The sequence below is a fragment of the Microbacterium oxydans genome (genome assembly GCF_900095745.1).
Lineage (GTDB): Bacteria > Actinomycetota > Actinomycetes > Actinomycetales > Microbacteriaceae > Microbacterium > Microbacterium oxydans_B.
Window position 1 is genome coordinate 73,274 of record NZ_FMIR01000009.1, and the last position, 20,006, is coordinate 93,279.

Annotated in this window: 22 protein-coding genes; 18 read left to right on the forward strand and 4 right to left on the reverse strand. The window is 67.7% G+C overall.

Features of this window, described 5'->3' with window-relative positions; genetic code table 11:
- Positions 1 to 13: 13 nt before the first annotated feature.
- Complete coding sequence (locus tag BQ2383_RS03260; protein ID WP_091029461.1) at positions 14 to 856, forward strand: polyphosphate kinase 2 family protein; 843 nt, start codon at positions 14 to 16, stop codon at positions 854 to 856.
- Positions 857 to 862: 6 nt separating this feature from the next.
- Here the strand turns inward: BQ2383_RS03260 and BQ2383_RS03265 are convergent, their stop codons facing one another.
- On the reverse strand, positions 863 to 2,116 hold the full coding sequence (locus tag BQ2383_RS03265) for an isochorismate synthase (RefSeq protein WP_091029465.1): 1,254 nt from the start codon (positions 2,114 to 2,116) through the stop codon (positions 863 to 865).
- 56 nt (positions 2,117 to 2,172) lie between these two features.
- On the opposite strand from BQ2383_RS03265, the gene BQ2383_RS03270 reads away from it, so the two are divergent.
- From BQ2383_RS03270 to BQ2383_RS03290, 5 genes are all read left to right on the forward strand, one after another.
- Positions 2,173 to 2,736 (forward strand): hypothetical protein, encoded by a 564-nt coding sequence (locus tag BQ2383_RS03270; protein WP_091029469.1) that lies wholly within the window; start codon positions 2,173 to 2,175, stop codon positions 2,734 to 2,736.
- Positions 2,733 to 3,452, forward strand: coding sequence for a class I SAM-dependent methyltransferase (locus BQ2383_RS03275; RefSeq protein WP_091029473.1), 720 nt, complete (start codon positions 2,733 to 2,735; stop codon positions 3,450 to 3,452). The genes BQ2383_RS03270 and BQ2383_RS03275 overlap by 4 nt, the downstream gene beginning before the upstream one ends.
- A gap of 47 nt (positions 3,453 to 3,499) precedes the next feature.
- Positions 3,500 to 4,561, forward strand: a complete 1,062-nt coding sequence (locus BQ2383_RS03280; protein ID WP_091029476.1) for a polyprenyl synthetase family protein — start codon at positions 3,500 to 3,502, stop codon at positions 4,559 to 4,561.
- A 55-nt stretch (positions 4,562 to 4,616) separates the two neighbouring features.
- Positions 4,617 to 5,990 carry an FAD-dependent oxidoreductase gene (locus BQ2383_RS03285; RefSeq protein WP_091029479.1) on the forward strand — a complete coding sequence of 458 codons (1,374 nt, stop codon included), beginning with the start codon at positions 4,617 to 4,619 and terminating at the stop codon, positions 5,988 to 5,990.
- A 62-nt stretch (positions 5,991 to 6,052) separates the two neighbouring features.
- On the forward strand, positions 6,053 to 7,060 hold the full coding sequence (locus tag BQ2383_RS03290; RefSeq protein WP_091029482.1) for an alpha/beta hydrolase: 1,008 nt from the start codon (positions 6,053 to 6,055) through the stop codon (positions 7,058 to 7,060).
- Positions 7,061 to 7,067: 7 nt separating this feature from the next.
- Here the strand turns inward: BQ2383_RS03290 and BQ2383_RS03295 are convergent, their stop codons facing one another.
- The 3 genes from BQ2383_RS03295 to BQ2383_RS03305 form a co-directional block, all read right to left on the reverse strand.
- Positions 7,068 to 7,700, reverse strand: coding sequence for a GntR family transcriptional regulator (locus BQ2383_RS03295; protein ID WP_091029484.1), 633 nt, complete (start codon positions 7,698 to 7,700; stop codon positions 7,068 to 7,070).
- Positions 7,701 to 7,991: 291 nt separating this feature from the next.
- Entirely contained in the window at positions 7,992 to 8,480 is a 489-nt protein-coding gene (locus BQ2383_RS03300) for a YajQ family cyclic di-GMP-binding protein (RefSeq protein ID WP_091029487.1), read from the reverse strand.
- 13 nt (positions 8,481 to 8,493) lie between these two features.
- Complete coding sequence (locus BQ2383_RS03305) at positions 8,494 to 8,925, reverse strand: hypothetical protein (RefSeq protein ID WP_091029490.1); 432 nt, start codon at positions 8,923 to 8,925, stop codon at positions 8,494 to 8,496.
- A 185-nt stretch (positions 8,926 to 9,110) separates the two neighbouring features.
- Between BQ2383_RS03305 and BQ2383_RS03310 the strand changes: the two genes are divergently transcribed.
- From BQ2383_RS03310 to fusA, 12 genes are all read left to right on the forward strand, one after another.
- Positions 9,111 to 10,319: a sugar ABC transporter substrate-binding protein gene (locus BQ2383_RS03310; protein ID WP_091029495.1), complete on the forward strand. Its 1,209-nt coding sequence runs from the start codon at positions 9,111 to 9,113 to the stop codon at positions 10,317 to 10,319.
- 69 nt (positions 10,320 to 10,388) lie between these two features.
- The gene (locus BQ2383_RS03315; protein ID WP_091029498.1) at positions 10,389 to 11,993 is read left to right on the forward strand and encodes an ABC transporter permease subunit; all 1,605 of its coding nucleotides are present in this window, start codon (positions 10,389 to 10,391) and stop codon (positions 11,991 to 11,993) included.
- Position 11,994: 1 nt separating this feature from the next.
- The gene (locus BQ2383_RS03320; protein WP_091029502.1) at positions 11,995 to 12,918 is read left to right on the forward strand and encodes a sugar ABC transporter permease; all 924 of its coding nucleotides are present in this window, start codon (positions 11,995 to 11,997) and stop codon (positions 12,916 to 12,918) included.
- A gap of 70 nt (positions 12,919 to 12,988) precedes the next feature.
- A complete protein-coding gene (locus tag BQ2383_RS03325) occupies positions 12,989 to 13,321 on the forward strand; it encodes a PadR family transcriptional regulator (protein WP_029260913.1) in 333 nt (110 codons plus the stop codon).
- Positions 13,318 to 13,971, forward strand: a complete 654-nt coding sequence (locus BQ2383_RS03330) for an HAAS signaling domain-containing protein (protein ID WP_091029505.1) — start codon at positions 13,318 to 13,320, stop codon at positions 13,969 to 13,971. Before BQ2383_RS03325 ends, BQ2383_RS03330 begins: the two co-directional genes overlap by 4 nt.
- A gap of 75 nt (positions 13,972 to 14,046) precedes the next feature.
- On the forward strand, positions 14,047 to 14,199 hold the full coding sequence (locus BQ2383_RS19285) for a hypothetical protein (RefSeq protein ID WP_167381524.1): 153 nt from the start codon (positions 14,047 to 14,049) through the stop codon (positions 14,197 to 14,199).
- 114 nt (positions 14,200 to 14,313) lie between these two features.
- Positions 14,314 to 15,348, forward strand: a complete 1,035-nt coding sequence (locus tag BQ2383_RS03335; protein ID WP_091029509.1) for an ABC transporter — start codon at positions 14,314 to 14,316, stop codon at positions 15,346 to 15,348.
- 65 nt (positions 15,349 to 15,413) lie between these two features.
- Positions 15,414 to 15,851 (forward strand): hypothetical protein, encoded by a 438-nt coding sequence (locus BQ2383_RS03340; RefSeq protein ID WP_091029512.1) that lies wholly within the window; start codon positions 15,414 to 15,416, stop codon positions 15,849 to 15,851.
- A 66-nt stretch (positions 15,852 to 15,917) separates the two neighbouring features.
- Complete coding sequence (locus BQ2383_RS03345; RefSeq protein ID WP_208617610.1) at positions 15,918 to 16,565, forward strand: spermidine/putrescine ABC transporter substrate-binding protein; 648 nt, start codon at positions 15,918 to 15,920, stop codon at positions 16,563 to 16,565.
- Positions 16,566 to 16,802: 237 nt separating this feature from the next.
- The gene (rpsL, locus tag BQ2383_RS03350) at positions 16,803 to 17,171 is read left to right on the forward strand and encodes a 30S ribosomal protein S12 (RefSeq protein WP_028502478.1); all 369 of its coding nucleotides are present in this window, start codon (positions 16,803 to 16,805) and stop codon (positions 17,169 to 17,171) included.
- Between the two features lie 5 nt (positions 17,172 to 17,176).
- Positions 17,177 to 17,650, forward strand: coding sequence for a 30S ribosomal protein S7 (gene rpsG, locus BQ2383_RS03355; RefSeq protein ID WP_028502477.1), 474 nt, complete (start codon positions 17,177 to 17,179; stop codon positions 17,648 to 17,650).
- Between the two features lie 87 nt (positions 17,651 to 17,737).
- On the forward strand, positions 17,738 to 19,852 hold the full coding sequence (gene fusA / locus BQ2383_RS03360; RefSeq protein ID WP_091029519.1) for an elongation factor G: 2,115 nt from the start codon (positions 17,738 to 17,740) through the stop codon (positions 19,850 to 19,852).
- Positions 19,853 to 20,006: the final 154 nt, after the last annotated feature.

The window sequence follows — 20,006 nt, forward strand, 5'->3', positions numbered from 1 at the left end:
GCAGGATGTGCGTATGGACGCGCACAGCTGGACGCAGACACTGCGAGTGGACGAGGGATTCCGCCTCGCCGATCTCGACCCCGACTCCAAGCCCGGATACGTCGGCGGCAAGTCGCACGGCGCCCGCGATCTCGCGGCAGGGCTCGAGAAGCTGAACGATCTGCAGGAGCGGCTGTTCGCCGAGAGCAGGGTCGGGGTGGCGAAGGATGCCGTGCTGCTGGTGCTGCAGGCGATGGACTCGGCCGGCAAAGGCGGGATCGTGCGGCACGTGGTCGGCGGTGTCGATCCGCAGGGCGTCGCGCTCGCCGCGTTCAAGGCGCCGACGCCTGAGGAGCGCAGTCACGACTTCCTGTGGCGCATCGAGAAGCGCCTGCCGGAGCCGGGCTTCATCGGGGTCTTCGACCGCTCCCACTATGAAGACGTCCTGATCGGCAAGGTGCGTGAGCTGGCGGACGCACCGGAGATCGAGCGCCGTTACGACGCCATCAACGAGTTCGAGGCCCGTGTCGCGGCATCCGGCACCCGCATCATCAAGGTCATGCTGCACATCTCGCCGGACGAGCAGAAGGAGCGGCTCATGGAGCGGCTCGAACGCCCCGACAAGTACTGGAAGTACAACCCCGGCGATGTGGACGAGCGGATGCTGTGGCCGCAGTACATGCAGGCGTACCAGACCGTGTTCGACCGCACCTCCACCGAGGCGGCCCCGTGGCACGTGATCCCGGCGAACGCCAAGTGGTATGCCCGTCTCGCGGTGCAGGAGCTGCTGCTCGCGGCTCTCGAGGACATCGACCCGCAGTGGCCGGTCGCCGACTTCGACGTCGAGGCCGAGAAGAAGCGTCTCGCCGCGAGCTGAGCGCGCTCAGGCCAGCGCGTCGACCAGCGGCCGGAACTTCACGCGTGTCTCGAGCAGTTCGCTCTCGGGATCGGAACCCGCGACGATCCCGGCGCCGGCGTATGCGGTGACCCCGATCTCGCCCGAGCCGGCCGTGAACTGCGCGCAGCGCAGCGCGATCGCCCACTCGCCGTTGCCCGCGGCGTCCACCCAGCCGACCGGCCCGGCGTAGCGTCCGCGGTCGAAGGGCTCGAGATCGCGGATGGCGGCGATGGCTGCGGGGGTCGGCGTGCCGGCGACGGCGGCGGTCGGATGCAGCACCTGCACCAGGTCGAGAGCCGATTCGCCGTCGGCGAGTTCGCCCTCGACGTCTGTCGCGAGATGGAAGAGGTTCGGGAGCTTCAGCAGGAACGGCTGCTCGCTCGCGGCCAGTGCCCTCGTGTGCGTCCGCAGCGAGGCGAGGACGCTCTGCACGGCGTACTGGTGCTCGTCGAGATCCTTGGTGCTCGAGGCGAGGTGGGAGGATGCTGCGGTGTCGGCATCCGCATCCGCGCCTCGGCCGATGGTGCCGGCGAGCACACGAGCGGTGACCGTGCCGTCGTGCACCGTGACCAGGGTCTCCGGGCTCGCGCCGATCAGCCCGTCCACGGCGAAGGCCCACGTGTCGGGGTAGCCGGTCGACAGGGCGCGCACGAGGCGGCGCAGGTCCGACCCCGCAGGGATGGTGCCGGTGAGGTCGCGCGCCAGCACGACCTTGCTCAGCTCGCCGTCGGCGATGCGGGTCAGAGCCCGGCGCACCGAGTCCTGGTAGCCCTGCGGACTCTGGGCTCCCGGTCCGACCGTGCCGGCCCAGTGCGGACCGTACGGCTGCGTGGCGAAGACCTCGTCGGCGGCGGGCGACGCGGCGATCCGGATGCGGGTCTCCCAGAAGCGATCGCCGTGACGCCCGAGCACCTGACTCGGGACGACGAGCACACTGTCGGCCGCGGATTCCTCGTCGAATGCGAACGCGCCGAACGCCACCAGCCCGCTGCCGGGCAGCCCCACGGGGTCGGAGATCTCGGCCTGAGCGGTCATGTCGCGCCACAGGGCCGCGACGACGGCGGTGCGTGATTCGCCGGTGGATGCCGGAGGGCGGAGCTCGGCGAGCGGCTCTCCGACCGCGACGATGCCGTCTCCGCGCCGCAGCCAGGCGAGCGGGCGAGCGGGATCCGCGTAGGCGAGGAGGTCTTCGACCGGGTCGATCTCTCGGGTCTCCACGACCAGGTGGGTGGTGTGCACGCATCCAGCCTATGCCGCACAGGAGCCACGGATTCGCGCCGTCGTAGGGTGAACGGATGAGCGATGCACGCCCCGCACCCGGCACCGAGATGGTCTTCCAGTGGCGCAAGTGGGACGGGTCGCCGCACTGGCGGCACGAGTGCGTGTATCTCGGCGCCGACGAGTGGGGCGACTGGATCGGGCAGCCGGTGGGCTGGCACAGCTTCCGGCCCGGGGCCGAGTTCCACGCGGGCGGTCCCAACGTCACTCTCGTCCCGGCGAGCGGTGACCACGCTGTGACGGTGAACCGGCGCCACCGCCGCGGCATGCGCATCTACATCGACCTGGGCTGGGACATCCACTGGTCCGACGACCCGCTCCTCGCGACCGGCATCGACATGGACCTCGATGTCGTTCGCGTGGCCGGGGCTCGGGGCACCTGGGTCGACGACCGCGACGAGTGGGCTGAGCACAGCGCCCGCTACGGGTATCCCGCCGACGTCATGGCGCACCTCGAGGCGCTCGCCCTCGACCTCGAGGAGCGGGTGCGCGCGCAGGTCGCACCGTTCGACGATGCCACCGCCGATCCGTGGCTCGACCGCCTCGAGGCCCTGGGCCTCGCGCCTAGACTGAACGCGTGACTTCGAACGAGAAGAACCGCGCCGATCTCGGCAAGGACCCCGCCCGCGTCAGCGGCATGTTCGACCAGGTCGCCGCCGGGTACGACCGCACCAACACGGCCATGACCTTCGGCAACGACGTGCTGTGGCGCGCGGCGACCACCCGTGCGGTCGCCCCGAAGCCGGGGGAGCGGATCCTCGACCTCGGGGCAGGTACCGCCTCGTCGTCGGCGTCGCTCGCCCGCAGCGGTGCTGACGTCGTCGCGGCCGACTTCTCACCCGGGATGCTGGCCGAGGGTGAACGTCGCCACGGTGCGATGCGCAACCTCTCGTTCGTGCAGGCGGATGCCACGGCGCTGCCGTTCGCCGATGCCGAGTTCGACGCGGTCACGATGTCGTATGCACTGCGCAACGTCAACGACCCGAAGAAGGCGCTGAGTGAGCTGTACCGGGTGACCAAGCCGGGCGGCCGGCTCGTGATCAACGAATTCTCCACGCCTCCGGGCGCGCTGTTCCGCGGTGCGTACCGCTTCTACAACGCGCAGGTGCTGCCCCGCGTCGCCCGGGTGGCGGGCACCAACGGCGACGCGTACGACTACCTCAACGAGTCGATCCGCGAGTGGCCCGACCAGCAGAAGTTGTCGGCCTGGATCCGCGAGGCGGGCTGGAGCGACGTGGCCTACCGCAACCTCACGTTCGGCATCGTCGCCCTGCACCGAGCGCGCAAGCCCGCGTGAGCGCCGCGCACGCAACTGCGGCATCCCGGCGCAGGTAGGCTGGGACCGTGACTTCGAGCCCCATCGCCCCGGGTTCGCGGCTGGCGAGCCGTCTGGGGTTCAGCGACCGCGTCTTCATCGGCCCTGCCGCACGCAAGGTCGCCCGCGCGATCGAAGACGGCCTCGAGCTCGTCGAGACCGGCCTCGCGCAAGACGTCCGTGTCGCCGACCCACTGGCCGACGCTGCCAGCCGCTACCTGTACGAGGCGGGCGGCAAGCGCATCCGTCCCGTGCTCACGCTCCTCGCCGCCCAGCTCGGCGACGGCAACACCTCCGAGGTGATCGATGTCGCCAAGGCGCTCGAGATCACCCACCTGGGCTCGCTCTATCACGACGACGTCATGGACGGCGCCGACCGCCGTCGTGGCGTGCCGGCGGCGCATGCCGTGTGGGGCAACAACATCGCCATCCTCACGGGCGACATCCTCTTCTCCCGCGCCAGCCAGCTGATGTCCCGGCTCGGCGAACGCGCCATCCGGCTCCAGGCCGACACGTTCGAGCGCCTGGTCCTCGGCCAGATGCACGAGACCCTCGGGCCGCAGCAGAATGACGACCCGATCGCGTTCTACATCCAGGTGCTCGCCGACAAGACCGGTTCGCTCATCGCCGCCGCCACGCAGGGCGGTGTGATCTTCTCCAACGCGCCGAGCGAGTACGAGGAGCCGCTGCGGGTGTACGGCGAGAAGATCGGCGTCGCGTTCCAGCTGCTCGACGATGTGATCGACCTGTCGGCCAAGCCCGAAGAGACCGGCAAGGTGCCGGGCACCGATCTCCGCGCCGGCGTCCCGACCATGCCGTACCTGCTGTTGAAGGCCGAGCCCGATGACGCCGCCGTCGACCTCGCCGCGCGCATCGACGACGGTGTGGCCCTCATCGCCGATGGGGCAGACCCCTCGATCCTCGACGGCCCGCTCGACGAGCTGCGCGATCACCTGGTGACGCAGAAGACCCTCGAACTCGCGCATGCGTGGACGAGGGATGCCGTCGATGCGCTCGCACCGCTGCCGCGCGGCACCGTGCGCGAGGCGCTGACCCGATTCGCAGAGACCCTCGCCGAACGCTCCAGCTGACTGCTCGCGACCTTCGGGTCGCACGCCGGTTGCGTCGGCATACGAAAGGACCTCCATGACCAAGCTCAGACTGGCCATCGTCGGTGCGGGCCCCGCCGGCATCTACGCCGCGGACATCCTGCTGAAGGCCGAGCGCAAGTTCGACGTCTCGATCGATCTCTTCGAGCAGCTCCCCGCTCCGTACGGACTGGTCCGCTACGGCGTCGCCCCCGATCACCCCCGCATCAAGGGCATCGTCAACGCGCTGCGCGATGTGCTCGACCGCGGAGACATCCGCCTGTTCGGCAACGTGCGCTTCGGTGAGGACATCACCCTCGACGACCTGAAGAAGCACTACAACGCCGTCGTCTTCGCGACCGGAGCGATCCGCGACACGTCCATGGAGATCCCCGGGATCGATGCTGTCGCGTCCTACGGTGCCGCCGACTACGTCAGCTGGTTCGACGGACATCCCGACGTGCCGCGCGAGTGGCCGCTGGATGCCGCATCCGTCGGAGTGCTCGGCAACGGCAACGTGGCGCTCGACGTCGCGCGCATGCTCGCGAAGCACGCCGAGGATCTGCTGGTCACCGAGGTGCCGGCCAACGTCTACGAGGGTCTCAAGGCCAGCGAGATCACCGACGTGCACGTCTTCGGACGCCGCGGACCGGCGCAGGTGAAGTTCACTCCGCTGGAGCTCCGCGAGCTCGGCGAGCTGCGCGATGTCGACATGGTCGTCTACGACGAGGACTTCGACTACGACGAGGCCTCGAAGGATGCTGTCGCCAGCAACAAGCAGGTCATGGTCATCGACCGCATCCTGCAGTCCTGGCGCAAGCGCGACTCGGTGAACAACGCTGGGGGCACGGCATCGCGCCGACTGCACCTGCATTTCTGGGCGCGCCCGGTCGAGGTGCGCAAGGACGAGAACGGTCGCGTCGCGGCACTCGTCTACGAGCGCACACAGCCCGACGGTCAGGGCGGCGCGGTGGGAACCGGTGAGATGCGTGAGGTGCCGCTCCAGGCGCTGTACCGCGCCATCGGCTACTTCGGCTCGCCCCTTCCCGGCGTGCCCTTCGACAAGAAGCACGGTGTCATCCCGAACCGCGAGGGTCAGGTGCTCGCGAAGGATTCCAACGAGCGGGTCTCCGGCATCTACGCGACCGGCTGGATCAAGCGCGGCCCGGTGGGGCTGATCGGGCACACCAAGTCCGACGCGATGGAGACCGTGCGGCACATCATCAACGACCAGGGCTCCTGGTGGCACCCGGAGGATCCGTCCGAGGAGGCCGTCGTCGAGCTGCTGCGGGAGCGCGGCGTGCGCTGGACCGATCTCGAGGGCTGGCACCGTCTCGACGAGCACGAGATCGCCCTCGGTGCTCCCGACGAGCGCGCCCGCGTCAAGGTCGTCCCGCGCGACGAGATGGTGCGCGTCTCCCGCGGCGAGTAGGAGGTTCGCCTCCATCGCCCCCGTGCTCGTCGGCTAGCCTGGCGACGACGGGGGAGGAATGCATGACCGAATGGATCCGGGATGTGCTCGGCGATGAGTTCCAGCAGCTGACTCTCGACCTCGGCACCGATGAGCAGGGTCCGGTGGTGGCGACCCTGGTGCGCGCGCTCCCGGCCGAGCCGGATCTCTGGCATCGCATCCGTGGGCGCTGGCCGCTGCTCGACGGCGTCGACGTGCTCTACGTGCACGGCTGGTCAGACTACTTCTTCCAGAAGCGACTCGCGCGTTTCTGGACGTCGCGGGGCGCCCGCTTCTTCGCCCTCGACCTCCGCAAGTACGGACGCAGCCTCCGCGACGGGCAGACGCCGGGCTACGTCGCCGACCTCGCCACCTACGACGAGGACATCGGGGCGGCGTTGGAGGCCATGGGGCGGGGGAGCGGCGGCACCGAGTCCTCCCGGCGTCTGGTTCTGCTCGGTCATTCGACGGGCGGGCTCACGCTGAGTCTCTGGGCGTCACGTCATCCGGGTGCGGCGGATGCGGTGATCCTGAACAGCCCCTGGCTGGAGTTCCAGTTCGCGCCGGCGCGGGCGGCGATCGCGCCGATGGTCGAGCTGCAGGCGCGGATTCGGCCGATGGAGGCGGCGCCGCAGGTCGACCTCGGCTTCTACACCCGCGCTCAGCAGGAGGTCGCCGACCCGGATGATCCGATGGAGGTGAACGCGCTGTGGCGCCCGGCGCAGACCATGGCCGTGTACGCGGGCTGGTTGCACGCGATCCTCTCCGGGCACAAGACCGTGGCCGCGGGGCTGTCGATCACGGCTCCGGTGTGCGTGCTGCTCTCGGCGCGGTTCGCGCCCCCGACGCGGTGGTCGGAAGAGCTCACCAGCGCCGACTCCGTGCTCGTCGTCGACGACATCGCGCGCGCGGCGCTGCGGCTCGGGGCGAGCGTGACGGTGGAACGCATCGACGGCGCGCTCCACGACGTCTTCCTCTCGCGCCACGACGCGCGCGAGGACGCCTACCGACGCCTCGAGCGTTGGGTCACGGGTTGGCGAGCGACCCTCTGATCGCGCGTCACAGGTAGTACATCGCCCGGACCAGGCGCTCCGCCTCATCGCCGTCACCGTTTCGGACGGCTCCGGCGAAGGCGATGTACACATCCCGCATCCGAGCGCGGTCCTTCGCGGGGACCACCCAGTCGCGGAGGTTGCGGAACAGCACCATGCTCGCGTCTTCCATCAGCGTGCGATGCTGCGCGTTCCCGCTCCGATCTCCGAGATACGAGAACACCGCCCATCGTGCGTCCGAGGTCGTCGCCGTGTCCTCGAGGGACGCGTGCATCGCGGCCACGAGTCGGACGACGTGATCGCGCTGGCCGTCGCTGATGCGCGGAACGGCCAGCCGTGCGGCGATCGCCGCCTGGTACCCGGCGAACTCGAGCGACTGCGTGATCGTCTCCGAGGTCACCTCGGTCACCTCGGTGTACCGGCTCGGATACATCGTCACCATCCCCAGCCGCTCCAGCCGCTGAAGCGCTTCGCGAACGGGTGTTCGCGACACGTGCAGCTCTTCGGCCACGTCGACGTCGCGGATGCGTTCGCCGGCCGCGAGCGTGCCCTCGATGATCTGTCTGCCGAGGTGGTGGAACACCTCTTCGGCCAGAAGCTGCTTGCTCTCGCCGACACTCGTCGATCCGATAATGCTCATGGACCTGCCCCCAGTTGCCCTTCATTTCCCGAGCATCCTCATGATCAGCCCCGGGTGGGCCACCGCATCATGAGGTCGCGTCGGTCTCCAACACGATCTACGCCTGTCGTCGCGTGTGGGGGCACACGGCTGTCGGCGACTTTTCCAGTCTTGGCCACTCACGCCGATATTCCGGTATGCGATCCTACTGCTCGGCTCCGGAAGACCGAAGTCGCGGCCGTGGGCAGACGAAAGGCCCCACTCGGCCTTTCGCCGAGTGGGGCCTTTCGTCGTGCAAGCGGGAGGTTCGCGCTAGCGGTAGTTGATGAACTGCAGGTCGAGATCGAGGTCGGCGCCCTTCAGCAGCGCGATGACCGACTGCAGGTCGTCGCGGCTCTTGGACTGCACGCGCAGTTCGTCGCCCTGGATCTGGCTCTTGACGCCCTTGGGGCCCTCGTCGCGGATGATCTTGCCGATCTTCTTCGCGTTCTCCGAGGAGATGCCGTCCTTGAGCGTCGAGACGATGCGGAACTCCTTGCCGCTGGCGAACGGGTCGCCCGACTCGAGGCTCTTCAGCGAGATGCCGCGCTTGATGAGCTTGGACTGGAACACGTCGAGCACGGCCTTCGCCCGCTCCTCGGTGTTCGCGATGATCAGGATGCTCTCGCCGCTCCAGGCGATCGACGCACCCGTGCCCTTGAAGTCGTAGCGCTGCTCGATCTCCTTGCGGGCCTGGTTCAGGGCGTTCTCGGCCTCCTGATGATCCACCTTCGAGACGATGTCAAAAGAACTGTCAGCCATGGTTTCATCCTACTCAGGGGCTCAGTGCGTACACATTGTCGGAGATCCTGGTTGCTCCGTCCGGAGTGGGGTAGTCGTCCGGCACCGTCGTGAAGTGACCCGCCGGTCCGCTCATCTCCACAGGACCGCGCTCCCCGCCGCAGCCCATGCCCCACTCGTCCTCGTCGCGGTAGGCGAGTACGCAGACCGTCGACGGCTCGACGCCCCGCAGCAGCCAGATCGAGCTGCCGGAGTGCTCGCCGACCAAGCGCGCCGACGAGAGGTCGGCGACGTCGCCGGAGTCCTGCTCGACCACCCCGTCCGGCACGGTGTCCGCAGCCTCCGCGTCTCGATCCAGCACGGCGTAGTTCGTGGCGAACGCCGTGCAGCCGCTCAGGGCGATCGCCGACAGCGTCAGGAGGAGACCCGCCGCTGTTCGCGCGACACGAAGGGAACGATCCGTCATCCCCACAGTCTACGAGCGCTCCCTGTCGAGTCCTGTGGAAGCGTTTTCACACCCGGCGCTTCCGATCTGCCCGGTCACGGGTTGGTATCGACGCTCTTCTTCGTTGCAAAAGGAGTCGTATCCGATGCATACTGTAAGCGCTTGCAGTCTGTGCAGGCCACCAGCACCGAGAGAGGCACACACCAATGAAGGTGAACAAGAGGGGCATCGCCGCCGCAGGCGCGATCGCCATCGTTTCGACTCTGACGCTTGCCGGCTGCTCCGCAGGGACCAGCGGCGACGACACCTCCGACTCCAAAGGCAGCGGCAAGCTGGTCGTCTGGGTCGACGCCGAGCGCGTGGACGCGCTGCAGACCGCGGCGGACTCCTACGAGGACAAGACCGGCGTCAAGGTCGAGCTCGTCGGCAAGTCGGTCGACGACATGAAGGACGACTTCATCCAGCAGGTCCCGACCGGCAAAGGCCCTGACGTGGTCATGGGTGCGCACGACTGGCTGGGCGAGCTCTCCACCAACGGCGTCGTCGCGCCGATCGAGCTCGGCGACAGCTCCGAGGACTACCTTCCGGTCGCGCTGCAGGCCGCAACCTACGAGGGCACCGTGTACATGCTTCCGTACGCGGTCGAGAACATCGCCGTGCTGCGCAACGCCGACCTCGTCCCGGCCGCCGCGACCAGCTTCGACGACATGGTCTCGAAGGGCACCTTCGTCGTCGAGCAGGGCGCCGAGGGCAACCCGTACCACCTGTACCCGTTCCAGACCGCGTTCGGTGCCCCGGTCTTCGGCACCGATGACTCGGGCAGCTACGACCCCACCGACCTGCAGCTCGGCAGTGAGGGCGGCTTCGCCTTCGCCGACTGGCTGGGTGTGCAGGGCGCTGCGGGCGTGCTGAACACCGACGTCGACGGCGAGATCGCCAAGCAGCAGTTCCTCGACGGCACGGCCGCCTTCTGGCTGACCGGCCCGTGGAACGTGGGGGCCGCAACCGACGCCGGCATCAACGTCGCGATCGACCCGATCCCCAGCCCGACCGGTGAGACCGCTTCGCCGTTCGCCGGCGTCAAGGGCTTCTTCGTCAGCTCCGAGTCGAAGAACAAGGTCGCCGCGAACGACTTCCTCGTCAACTACATCGGCACCGAAGACGTGCAGCTCGAGCTGTTCAAGGCCGGCAACGTCCTGCCGGCGCTCACCGCTGCCGCCGACACCGCGGCGTCCGACCCGATCATCGCCGGCTTCCAGGCCGTCGGCGAAGACGCCGTGCCGATGCCGGCTATCCCGGCGATGGGCGCGGTGTGGGAATTCTGGGGCGTGGCCGAGGCCGCGATCATCAACGGCGCGGACCCGAAGACGACGTGGCAGAAGCTCGTCGACGACGTGACCGCCGCGATCAAGTAACAGCCATCACACTGACCCTGCCGGGGTGGACTCCTCCGTCCGCCCCGGCAGGATCATGACGAGGACGACATGACTGACATCGACGAGCGCACCGCTCCTCCGACCAGACGCCAGCGCCAGGCCGCGAAGATCGCCGAGGCGGCATCCGGCCCGATCGGCTGGATGCTGCTGAAGATCCTCCTGCTGGCCGTCGTCGACGCGATCGCCCTGTATGCGGCGTTCGTGCTCTTCGCCCACCAGGAGTGGCTGATCCTCGGCATCGTCGTCGCGGTCGCCGTCCTCGTCAACTACATCTACTTCTCCCGCAAGCGCATCGCGGCGAAGTACCTGACACCCGGCATCATCTTCCTGATCCTGTTCCAGGTGTTCACGCTGCTCTACACCGGCTACATCGGGTTCACGAACTACGGCACCGGGCACAACGGCACGAAAGACCAGGCCATCTCCTCTCTCCTCGCGTCGGCGCAGGAGCGGGTCGAGGACTCGCCCACCTATCCGGTGACGGTCGTCGAGCAGTTCGGCACCTACGGTCTTCTCGTCACCGACCCGGACTCCGGCGACGCGCTTCTCGGCACGGCCGAGCAGCCGCTCGAAGAGGTCGACGCGCAGTTCGAGGGCGGACAGGCCGTCGCGGTCGACGGCTGGACGACGCTCCCGCTGGCTACCGTGTTCACCCTCTCGGAAGAACTCGAGAAGCTGTCGGTCCCCTTCAGCGACGACCCGAACGACGGCAGCCTGCGCGCGCCGGACGGACAGAAGGGGTACCTCTACGTCTCGACGCTCGAGTACGACGAGGCCGCCGACACCATCACCGACACCACCACGGGCACGGTGTACGCCGACACGGGCGACGGAGCCTTCACCGCCGACGACGGCGAGCAGCTGCTGCCGGGATGGCAGACCACGGTCGGCTTCGACAACTTCGTGCGCGCGGTCACCGACTCCTCGATCCGCGGACCGCTCATCTCGGTGACGGTGTGGACCTTCGCGTTCGCGCTGATCTCGGTCGCGACGACATTCTTCCTCGGGCTCCTGCTCGCGCTGGTGTTCAACAACACCCGGATGCGGTTCCGCAACGGGTACCGGATCATCCTGATCCTTCCTTACGCGTTCCCCGCGTTCCTGTCCGCACTCGTCTGGGCCGGCATGATGAACGAGAGCTTCGGCTTCATCAACCAGGTCATCTTCGGGGGAGCGGACATCCCCTGGCTCACCGATCCGACGCTGGCCAAGGTGTCGGTGCTCCTGGTGAACCTGTGGCTGGGCTTCCCCTACATGTTCCTCGTCTGCATGGGCGCACTGCAGGGCATCCCGGAGGACGTGAACGAGGCCGCCGTGATGGACGGCGCGAATCCGTGGCAGGTCTTCCGGCGGATCAAGCTGCCGCTGCTGCTCGTCACGGTCGCGCCGCTGCTGATCTCGTCGTTCGCGTTCAACTTCAACAACTTCAACCTGATCTACATGCTCACCAACGGCGGGCCGCGCTTCAGCGACGTGTCCATCCCGGTCGGGCACACCGACATCCTGATCTCGATGGTCTACAAGGTGGCCTTCACCGGGCAGACCCGTGACTACGGCCTGGCTTCGGCGTTCACCATCCTGATCTTCATCGTGGTCGCGACCATCTCGATCATCAGCTTCCGCAAGACCAAGGCCCTCGAGGAGCTGAACTGACATGAGCACCACTCGCTCCACCACCGCTCACGCTGCCACCGATGGGCCGAGTCTCGCCCCGCGTCGCCGCAGCTTCGGTGCCTGGTTCGCCGATACCGGATGGCGGCATCTCGTCGCGATCGTGGTCAGCGCCTTCGCCTTGTTCCCGCTTCTGTACGTCGTCTCGGCGTCGCTGAACCCGAAGGGGACGCTGACCGGATCGAACCAGCTGTTCTCCGCGATCGGGATCGACAGTTACGTGCGCATCCTGAGCGACCCGCAGAACCCGTACGGCATGTGGTTCCTCAACACCCTGCTGATCGCCGTCGTGACCGGGGCGGTCACGGTCTTCATCGGCGCCTGCGCGGCGTATGCCTTCTCGCGTATGCGGTTCGCCGGGCGCCGCGTCGGGCTCGTCACGATCGTGGTCGTGCAGATGTTCCCGCAGCTGCTCGCGGTCGTCGCGATCTTCCTGCTCATGTCGACGCTGGGGGACTGGTTCCCCGCCATCGGCCTGAACACCCACACCGGCCTGATCCTGGTCTACCTCGGCGGCGCGCTCGGTGTGAACACCTACCTGATGTACGGGTTCTTCAACACGATCCCGAAGGAGATCGACGAGGCCGCTCGCATCGACGGCGCCGGTCACGCACGCATCTTCTTCACCATCATCCTGCGCCTGGTCGCGCCCATCCTCGCGGTGGTCGGACTGCTCTCCTTCATCGGCACGGTCAACGAGTATGTGATCGCGAGCGTCATGCTCGTCGACGTGGAGCAGCAGACGCTGGTCGTCGGGCTCACCAAGCTCGTCGCGAACCCGCGCTATGCGGACTGGTCGGCGTTCTCCGCGGGCGCCGTGATGGCGGCCATCCCGGTGATGATCCTGTTCCTCTTCCTGCAGAAGTACATCGTCGGCGGTCTCACCGCGGGCGCGACGAAGGGCTGAACGCCCCCGCGGCGCACTCGGCACGGATCCGTGTCGGAGGTAACGTGCATCGCATGGTAGCTTGTCATGCATGACAGCTGATGTCGGATCGCAGATGCGCAAAGGGGTGGTCGAGTACTGCGTGCTCGGACTCCTCGCGCGTGAGCCGATGTACGGCTGGCAGCTGGCCGATGCGCTCACCGGCGCCGGGCTGATCGCCAGCATCGGCACGCTCTACCCGCTGCTGGGACGGCTGCGGGACAACGGCTGGGTCAGCACGTTCGACCTGCCGTCGGAGAGCGGACCCGTGCGCAAGTACTACCGGCTCACCGAGTCGGGTACCGAGCAGCTCGAGCGCTTCCGAGTGCAGTGGACCCCGTTCGCCCGTGTGGTGACGGGCATCGTCGGAGAGGGACGACCATGACAGAGACGACAGCAGACACCCTGCGCGAGGAGTACCTCGCCCGGCTCGACGAGGCGATGCGCGGGCTCCCGCACGGCGTCGCGTCGGACATCCGCGGCGGAATCGTCGAAGAGCTGCAGGGCCTCGACGCCGCGGAGACCGCCGCGCGGATCGCTCGACTCGGTGATCCGGTGGCCATCGCGAGGGAAGCGCAGGATGAGGTGCCGGCGAGCCCCACCATCATGGTCGCCGCGCCGGTGGCGGCCCCGCCCGCGCCCCGACCGTCGACGACATCGACGCGCGGCTTCGCGATCGCCGCCGCATTGACGCTGAGCTTCGGCGGTTTCCTGCTTCCGGTGCTCGGATGGTTCGTCGGCGCGGTGCTCGTCAGCATCAGCACCCTCTGGAAGACGTGGGAGAAGGTCGTGGCGATCATCGTGCCGTTCGTCTTCGGAGCGCTCTCGTTGTTCCTGGTGCAGTTCATGAGCTTCGTCGAGTTCAGTTCGACCGGAAGTTCCTCCGGCACCGGCACCCCACCCGAGGAGGTCGTGAACAACCCGCTGCTGCCGAGCTTCAGCGCCTGGCATGCGCTCCTCCTCCTCGGGTTCCTCCTGATCCCGGCGTCGGGTCTCTGGCTGCTCTGGCGGCTCCGGGGGCGAACCGCTCGCTGAGCCGCACCAACCCATGCGCGAGCATGCTCGGCGTTGCGCCCGGCCAGTATCCCGGTCGGGCCATAGCGTGGAGGCATGGCACGGGTGGCGGGGCGCAATCTGGCGATGAGCTGGTTCGCCGGCATCGTGTGCGCCGGAGTCATCGGGGCGCTGATCTGGCTGTCCCTCCCGATCCTTCCCGCTCTCGCTGAGTTCGCGGGGACCGCGCTTCGCAACGCCCTTCCATGATGGTCCGCCACGAGGCATCGACGCGCGTATCCCGACACGTCGGCACGCCTGCGTCGGGGGCCGTTCGCCCGGCGGTACCCTCACAATGCACGTATCCGATGAGAGGCGCACCCCATGAGTGACCCCGACGCTCCCCAGCCCGAGAAGCCGACTGACGTCGACGACGTCGTCGGCAGCGCGAACGCCGGCCTCGACGCCGCCGCCGCCGCGGGTGCGGATGTTCCCGGTTCCGCCGATGCGCCGGAGAACCGGCCGGCCGAACCGATCGACGAGAAGGCCGGCGACCCCGACCTCGCCGCATTCGAAGCCGCCGAGCGTGACCACCCGGGGACGTTCGCATCCCCGCCCCCGGCCGTCGTGTCGTCCCCGGCCGTCGAATCGCGTGAGAGCGTGCGCGACGTCAGAGCCGAGGCCGACGCGGAGACCGCGTCGTTCTTCCCCGAGCCGGTCGTGGGCGAGCCCGTGCCGTTCGGCCACGAACAGTCCGGTCTGGCCGGTGCCGCCTACGCGCAGTACGGCGACGAGGCCGAGACGCGGATCGTCCCGTCGGAGCCGCTGATCGGTGCGACCGGCGCGGCGCAGCCCCAGCCCATCTTCGTGCAGGCGCCCGAGCCGCCCCGCGACCGCGGCAACCGCGGCACCGGCGGCCTCATCGGCCTGCTCGCGACCCTCGTCTTCGCCGTGCTCTACCTCGGCACGGCCCTGGGCCTCGGCGCGATCGCCGGCGATGTGAACGGCGAGAACATCGGCGAAGCCGCGCTCGCGCCGCTGATGACCTGGGGATACTGGACGCCGGTCGTCGTCTTCTTCCTCGGCTTCTGGCTGCTCGGCGCGATCATCAACCGCGGTCGCTGGGGGCTCTGGGTCGTCTTCGGCATCATCGTCGGTGTCATCGCCTATGCGGGCCACATCCTCGGACAGCTGTTCGAGGCGCCGTTCTGGAAGCTCACGTCGTCTCAGGGCCTCGACTTGGTCGGCGAGCAGCTGCTCGCCCCGCTCGCGATCGCCGCGTTCGTGTTCGCCCGTGAGCTGACCATCTGGTTCGGCGCGTGGGTCTCCCGCAGCGGCGCGCGCAAGACCGAACTGAACGCCGAGGCGCAGCGCGAGTACGAGCGCACCCTCGAAGCCGGTCCGACACTGTCGAGGTAATCACGCACTCCACCACGCCGAACCCCCGCGGGCCCGAGTCCGCGGGGGTTTCGGCTGTCCTGGCGGTGGTTCTCGCGACGATCGGCTTCTTCGCGCTCGCGGTGTTCGGGCTCGGGGCGCTCAGCGTGGCCACCGACACCGACATCATCGCGGTTCCGGGGTTGGGGCAGGCACCCGGTGCGATCGGGATGCTGTCGGCGGTCATCGTCTTCGCGCTCATGCTGTGGTCGACGCTCCGACGGGGTAACCCGTCCTACGTGGCGACCGTCGCGATCGCCCTCCTCGCCGGGATCACGCATCTCGCGGCGGTGTGGATCACGGTGCTGATCGGTTCGTCCGACCTCGTGATAGCCACTGCCGTCGCGGGTGACCTCGTCCGCGGCGGTGTGAGTGCGGTGCTGGTGGTCGCGGGGCTGATCGCCGCGTGGGGCGGTATCGCCCTTCGGCGCACCCGGGCGGAACATCCGCGCTGGCCCTGGGAGCGCGACGACGACGGCGAGTGACGCGGTCGCCCCGCCGCGACGAGCGAAATCGCGGCGACGGCGTGCGACGCGCCGTACGCTGGTGGGGTGGAGCGCTCATTGGAGACGCAGGTCGACCAGGCCGTCGAGACCTGGTTGCGCTGGGTGCCGCGCTGGGAGCCGGCGACCCACCGCGGTCGCGTCGCGCCATGCCGCCGCTGTCTGGGATCACCGATCCTCTCGGCGGCGGGAATCGGCGCGAACACCCCGCACGGCGTGCAGCACGGACTCTCGACACGCATCAAGACCATCGTCGATCACGCCGTCGCGGACTACACGGCCCGGAATCTCCCCATGCTGCAGCGCGAGCTCGATCAGCAGGCGGCCCGCAATCGTGCCCGCAGCTACCGCCCTGCCGAAGACCTCGATCCGGAGTTCGACGGCCTCCCGCTCGACCCCGAGCCGGTTCCCGGCGCGCCGTTCCTGTTCACCATCGCCGGGCTCGCCGACGACTCGGCCGCAGAGCTCCCGGCGCTGCCGCCTCTCACCGAGGAAGCCAAGATCGCCCTCCGGCAGGAGGTCGCCCTCGCCGACGAGTACGCCAACATGGTCGGGCGAGAGATCTGCGGCATCCTGCTGCGCCATCGGATCCACATCCAGGCCGCCATCTCCCAGCACGTCGAACCGCAGATCGAGGCACTGCTCGCCGAGTTGACGGAGTCTCTGGACTCGCCGTTCGACCCCGACGTGCCGTGACCCCGGGCGCTGGCCCCACCGGCGCCCGGCGCCTGCGCTCATTTGACCGCCACGTTACGCGGCATTACACTTGATCAGGTGTGTGCACGTCTCGACGTGCGCACTGGGCGTCGGCACCATGCCGGTCCGCCCCCACGGCATACCCACCACACCAAAAGCTCGTCGATTCCGGCGTGCCGGTGGGGCATGATGTGAAACCCATCACGCTGTCACCGTGCAGCACTATGAGGAGAGAACGTGCCAACCATTCAGCAGTTGGTTCGCAAGGGTCGCTCGCCGAAGGTCACCAAGACCAAGACGCCAGCCCTGAAGTCGAACCCGCAGCAGGCCGGGGTCTGCACCCGCGTCTACACCACCACCCCGAAGAAGCCGAACTCGGCGATGCGCAAGGTCGCCCGTGTGAAGCTTCGCAACGGCACCGAGGTCACCGCGTACATCCCCGGTGAGGGCCACAACCTGCAGGAGCACTCGCTGGTGCTCGTGCGCGGCGGTCGTGTGAAGGACCTCCCCGGTGTGCGTTACAAGATCGTCCGTGGCGCCCTGGACACCCAGGCAGTCAAGAACCGTAAGCAGGCTCGTTCCCGCTACGGCGCGAAGAAGGGTTGAGTTAGATGCCTCGTAAGGGTCCCGCCCCTAAGCGCCCCGTCGTCAACGACCCGGTATACGGCGCTCCGATCGTCACCTCGCTGGTGAACAAGATCCTCGTCGACGGCAAGAAGTCGCTGGCCGAGTCGATCGTCTACGGCGCCCTCCGCGGCGTCGAGGCGAAGAACGGCGGCCAGGATGCTGTCGCCACCCTCAAGAAGGCGCTCGACAACGTGCGCCCCACCCTCGAGGTCCGCAGCCGCCGCGTCGGTGGCTCGACCTACCAGGTGCCGATCGAGGTCAAGCCGCACCGTGCGAACACTCTCGCGCTGCGCTGGCTCGTCAGCTACGCCAAGGGCCGTCGTGAGAAGACGATGACCGAGCGTCTCCAGAACGAGATCCTCGACGCGTCGAACGGCCTGGGTGCCGCGGTCAAGCGCCGCGAGGACACTCACAAGATGGCCGAGTCGAACCGCGCGTTCGCTCACTACCGCTGGTAAACAGCTTCGCCCGCCCCTCGGCCACTCGCCGAGGGGCGGGCACCCCCTCTTCGCAGTACGACTGCTCCAAAAGATAAGGACACTCCTGTGGCACAAGACGTGCTCACGGACCTGAGCAAGGTCCGCAACATCGGCATCATGGCGCACATCGATGCCGGCAAGACCACGACGACCGAGCGCATCCTGTTCTACACGGGCGTCAACCACAAGCTCGGCGAGACGCACGATGGCGCCTCGACCACCGACTGGATGGAGCAGGAGAAGGAGCGCGGCATCACGATCACGTCTGCCGCCGTGACCTGCTTCTGGAACAAGAACCAGATCAACATCATCGACACCCCCGGTCACGTGGACTTCACGGTCGAGGTGGAGCGTTCGCTCCGCGTCCTCGACGGTGCCGTCGCCGTCTTCGACGGCAAGGAGGGCGTCGAGCCCCAGTCCGAGACCGTGTGGCGTCAGGCCGACAAGTACAACGTTCCCCGCATCTGCTTCGTCAACAAGATGGACAAGCTCGGCGCGGACTTCTACTTCACCGTCGACACCATCATCAACCGTCTGGGCGCGAAGCCCCTCGTCATCCAGCTGCCCATCGGCGCGGAGAACGACTTCGTCGGCGTCATCGACCTGGTCGAGATGCGCGCGCTGGTGTGGGCCGGAGACTCCAAGGGTGACGTCACCATGGGCGCCTCCTACGAGATCCAGGAGATCCCGGAAGACCTCAAGGAGAAGGCGGCCGATTACCGGCAGCAGCTCCTCGAGACCGTCGCCGAGACCGACGACGCGCTGCTCGAGAAGTTCTTCGGTGGCGAAGAGCTCACGGTCGCCGAGATCAAGGGCGCGATCCGCAAGCTGACCGTCGCCTCGGAGATCTACCCGGTGCTGTGTGGTTCCGCGTTCAAGAACCGCGGTGTCCAGCCGATGCTCGACGCGGTCGTCGACTACCTCCCTAACCCGCTCGACGTGGGCTCGATCGAGGCGCACGACCCCAAGGACTACGACACGATCATCGAGCGTCACCCCGACGCGAATGACCCGTTCGCAGCTCTCGCGTTCAAGGTCGCCGTGCACCCGTTCTTCGGTCGCCTCACCTACGTCCGCGTCTACTCGGGTCACCTCGACTCCGGTTCTCCGGTCATCAACTCGACCAAGAACAAGAAGGAGCGCATCGGGAAGATCTTCCAGATGCACGCCAACAAGGAGATCCCGGTTCCCTCGGTCACCGCCGGCAACATCTACGCGGTCATCGGTCTGAAGGACACCACCACGGGTGACACCCTCACCGACCCGGCGTCTCCGGTCGTCCTCGAGTCGATGACGTTCCCCGAGCCCGTCATCGAGGTCGCGATCGAGCCGAAGACCAAGGCCGACCAGGAGAAGCTGGGTGTCGCCATCCAGAAGCTCGCTGAAGAGGACCCGACCTTCCGCACGGAGCTCAACCCCGAGACCGGTCAGACGACCATCAAGGGCATGGGCGAGCTTCACCTCGACATCCTCGTCGACCGCATGAAGCGCGAGTTCAACGTCGAGGCCAACGTCGGCAAGCCCCAGGTGGCGTACCGCGAGACGATCAAGAAGATCGTCGAGAAGCACGACTACACGCACAAGAAGCAGACCGGTGGCTCCGGCCAGTTCGCGAAGATCCAGTTCACCATCGAGCCGATGGACCTGGACTCCGAGAAGACCTACGAGTTCGTGAACGCGGTCACCGGTGGTCGCATCCCTCGTGAGTACATCGGCTCGATCGATGCCGGTTTCCAGGACGCGATGAACGTCGGAGTCCTCGCGGGCTACCCGATGGTGGGCGTCAAGGCAACCATCACCGATGGTGCGGCTCACGACGTCGACTCCTCGGAGATGGCGTTCAAGATCGCGGGTTCCATGGGCTTCAAGGAGGCCGCACGCCGTGCCAACGCCGTGCTGCTCGAGCCGCTGATGGCCGTCGAGGTCCGTACTCCTGAGGAGTACATGGGCGACGTCATCGGCGACTTGAACTCGCGTCGTGGCCAGATCCAGTCGATGGAAGACGCCGCCGGCGTCAAGGTCGTCCGTGCTCAGGTTCCGCTGTCCGAGATGTTCGGCTACATCGGCGACCTGCGCTCGAAGACCTCGGGTCGTGCCGTCTACTCCATGGAGTTCCACAGCTACGCTGAGGTTCCCCGCGCTGTGGCCGACGAGATCGTCCAGAAGACCAAGGGCGAGTAATCGCCCTTCTGGGTACCCCGCGGCGCCGAGCACGGCGAAGCGCTGCGGGGTTCCCAGGTCCCCTACAACTTCACATTCCCTCTCTACTAAACTGAGAACCTAAACCCGTAGAGAACCGGTCGCAAACCAGTGCCCGGTCACCTTTACAACGACG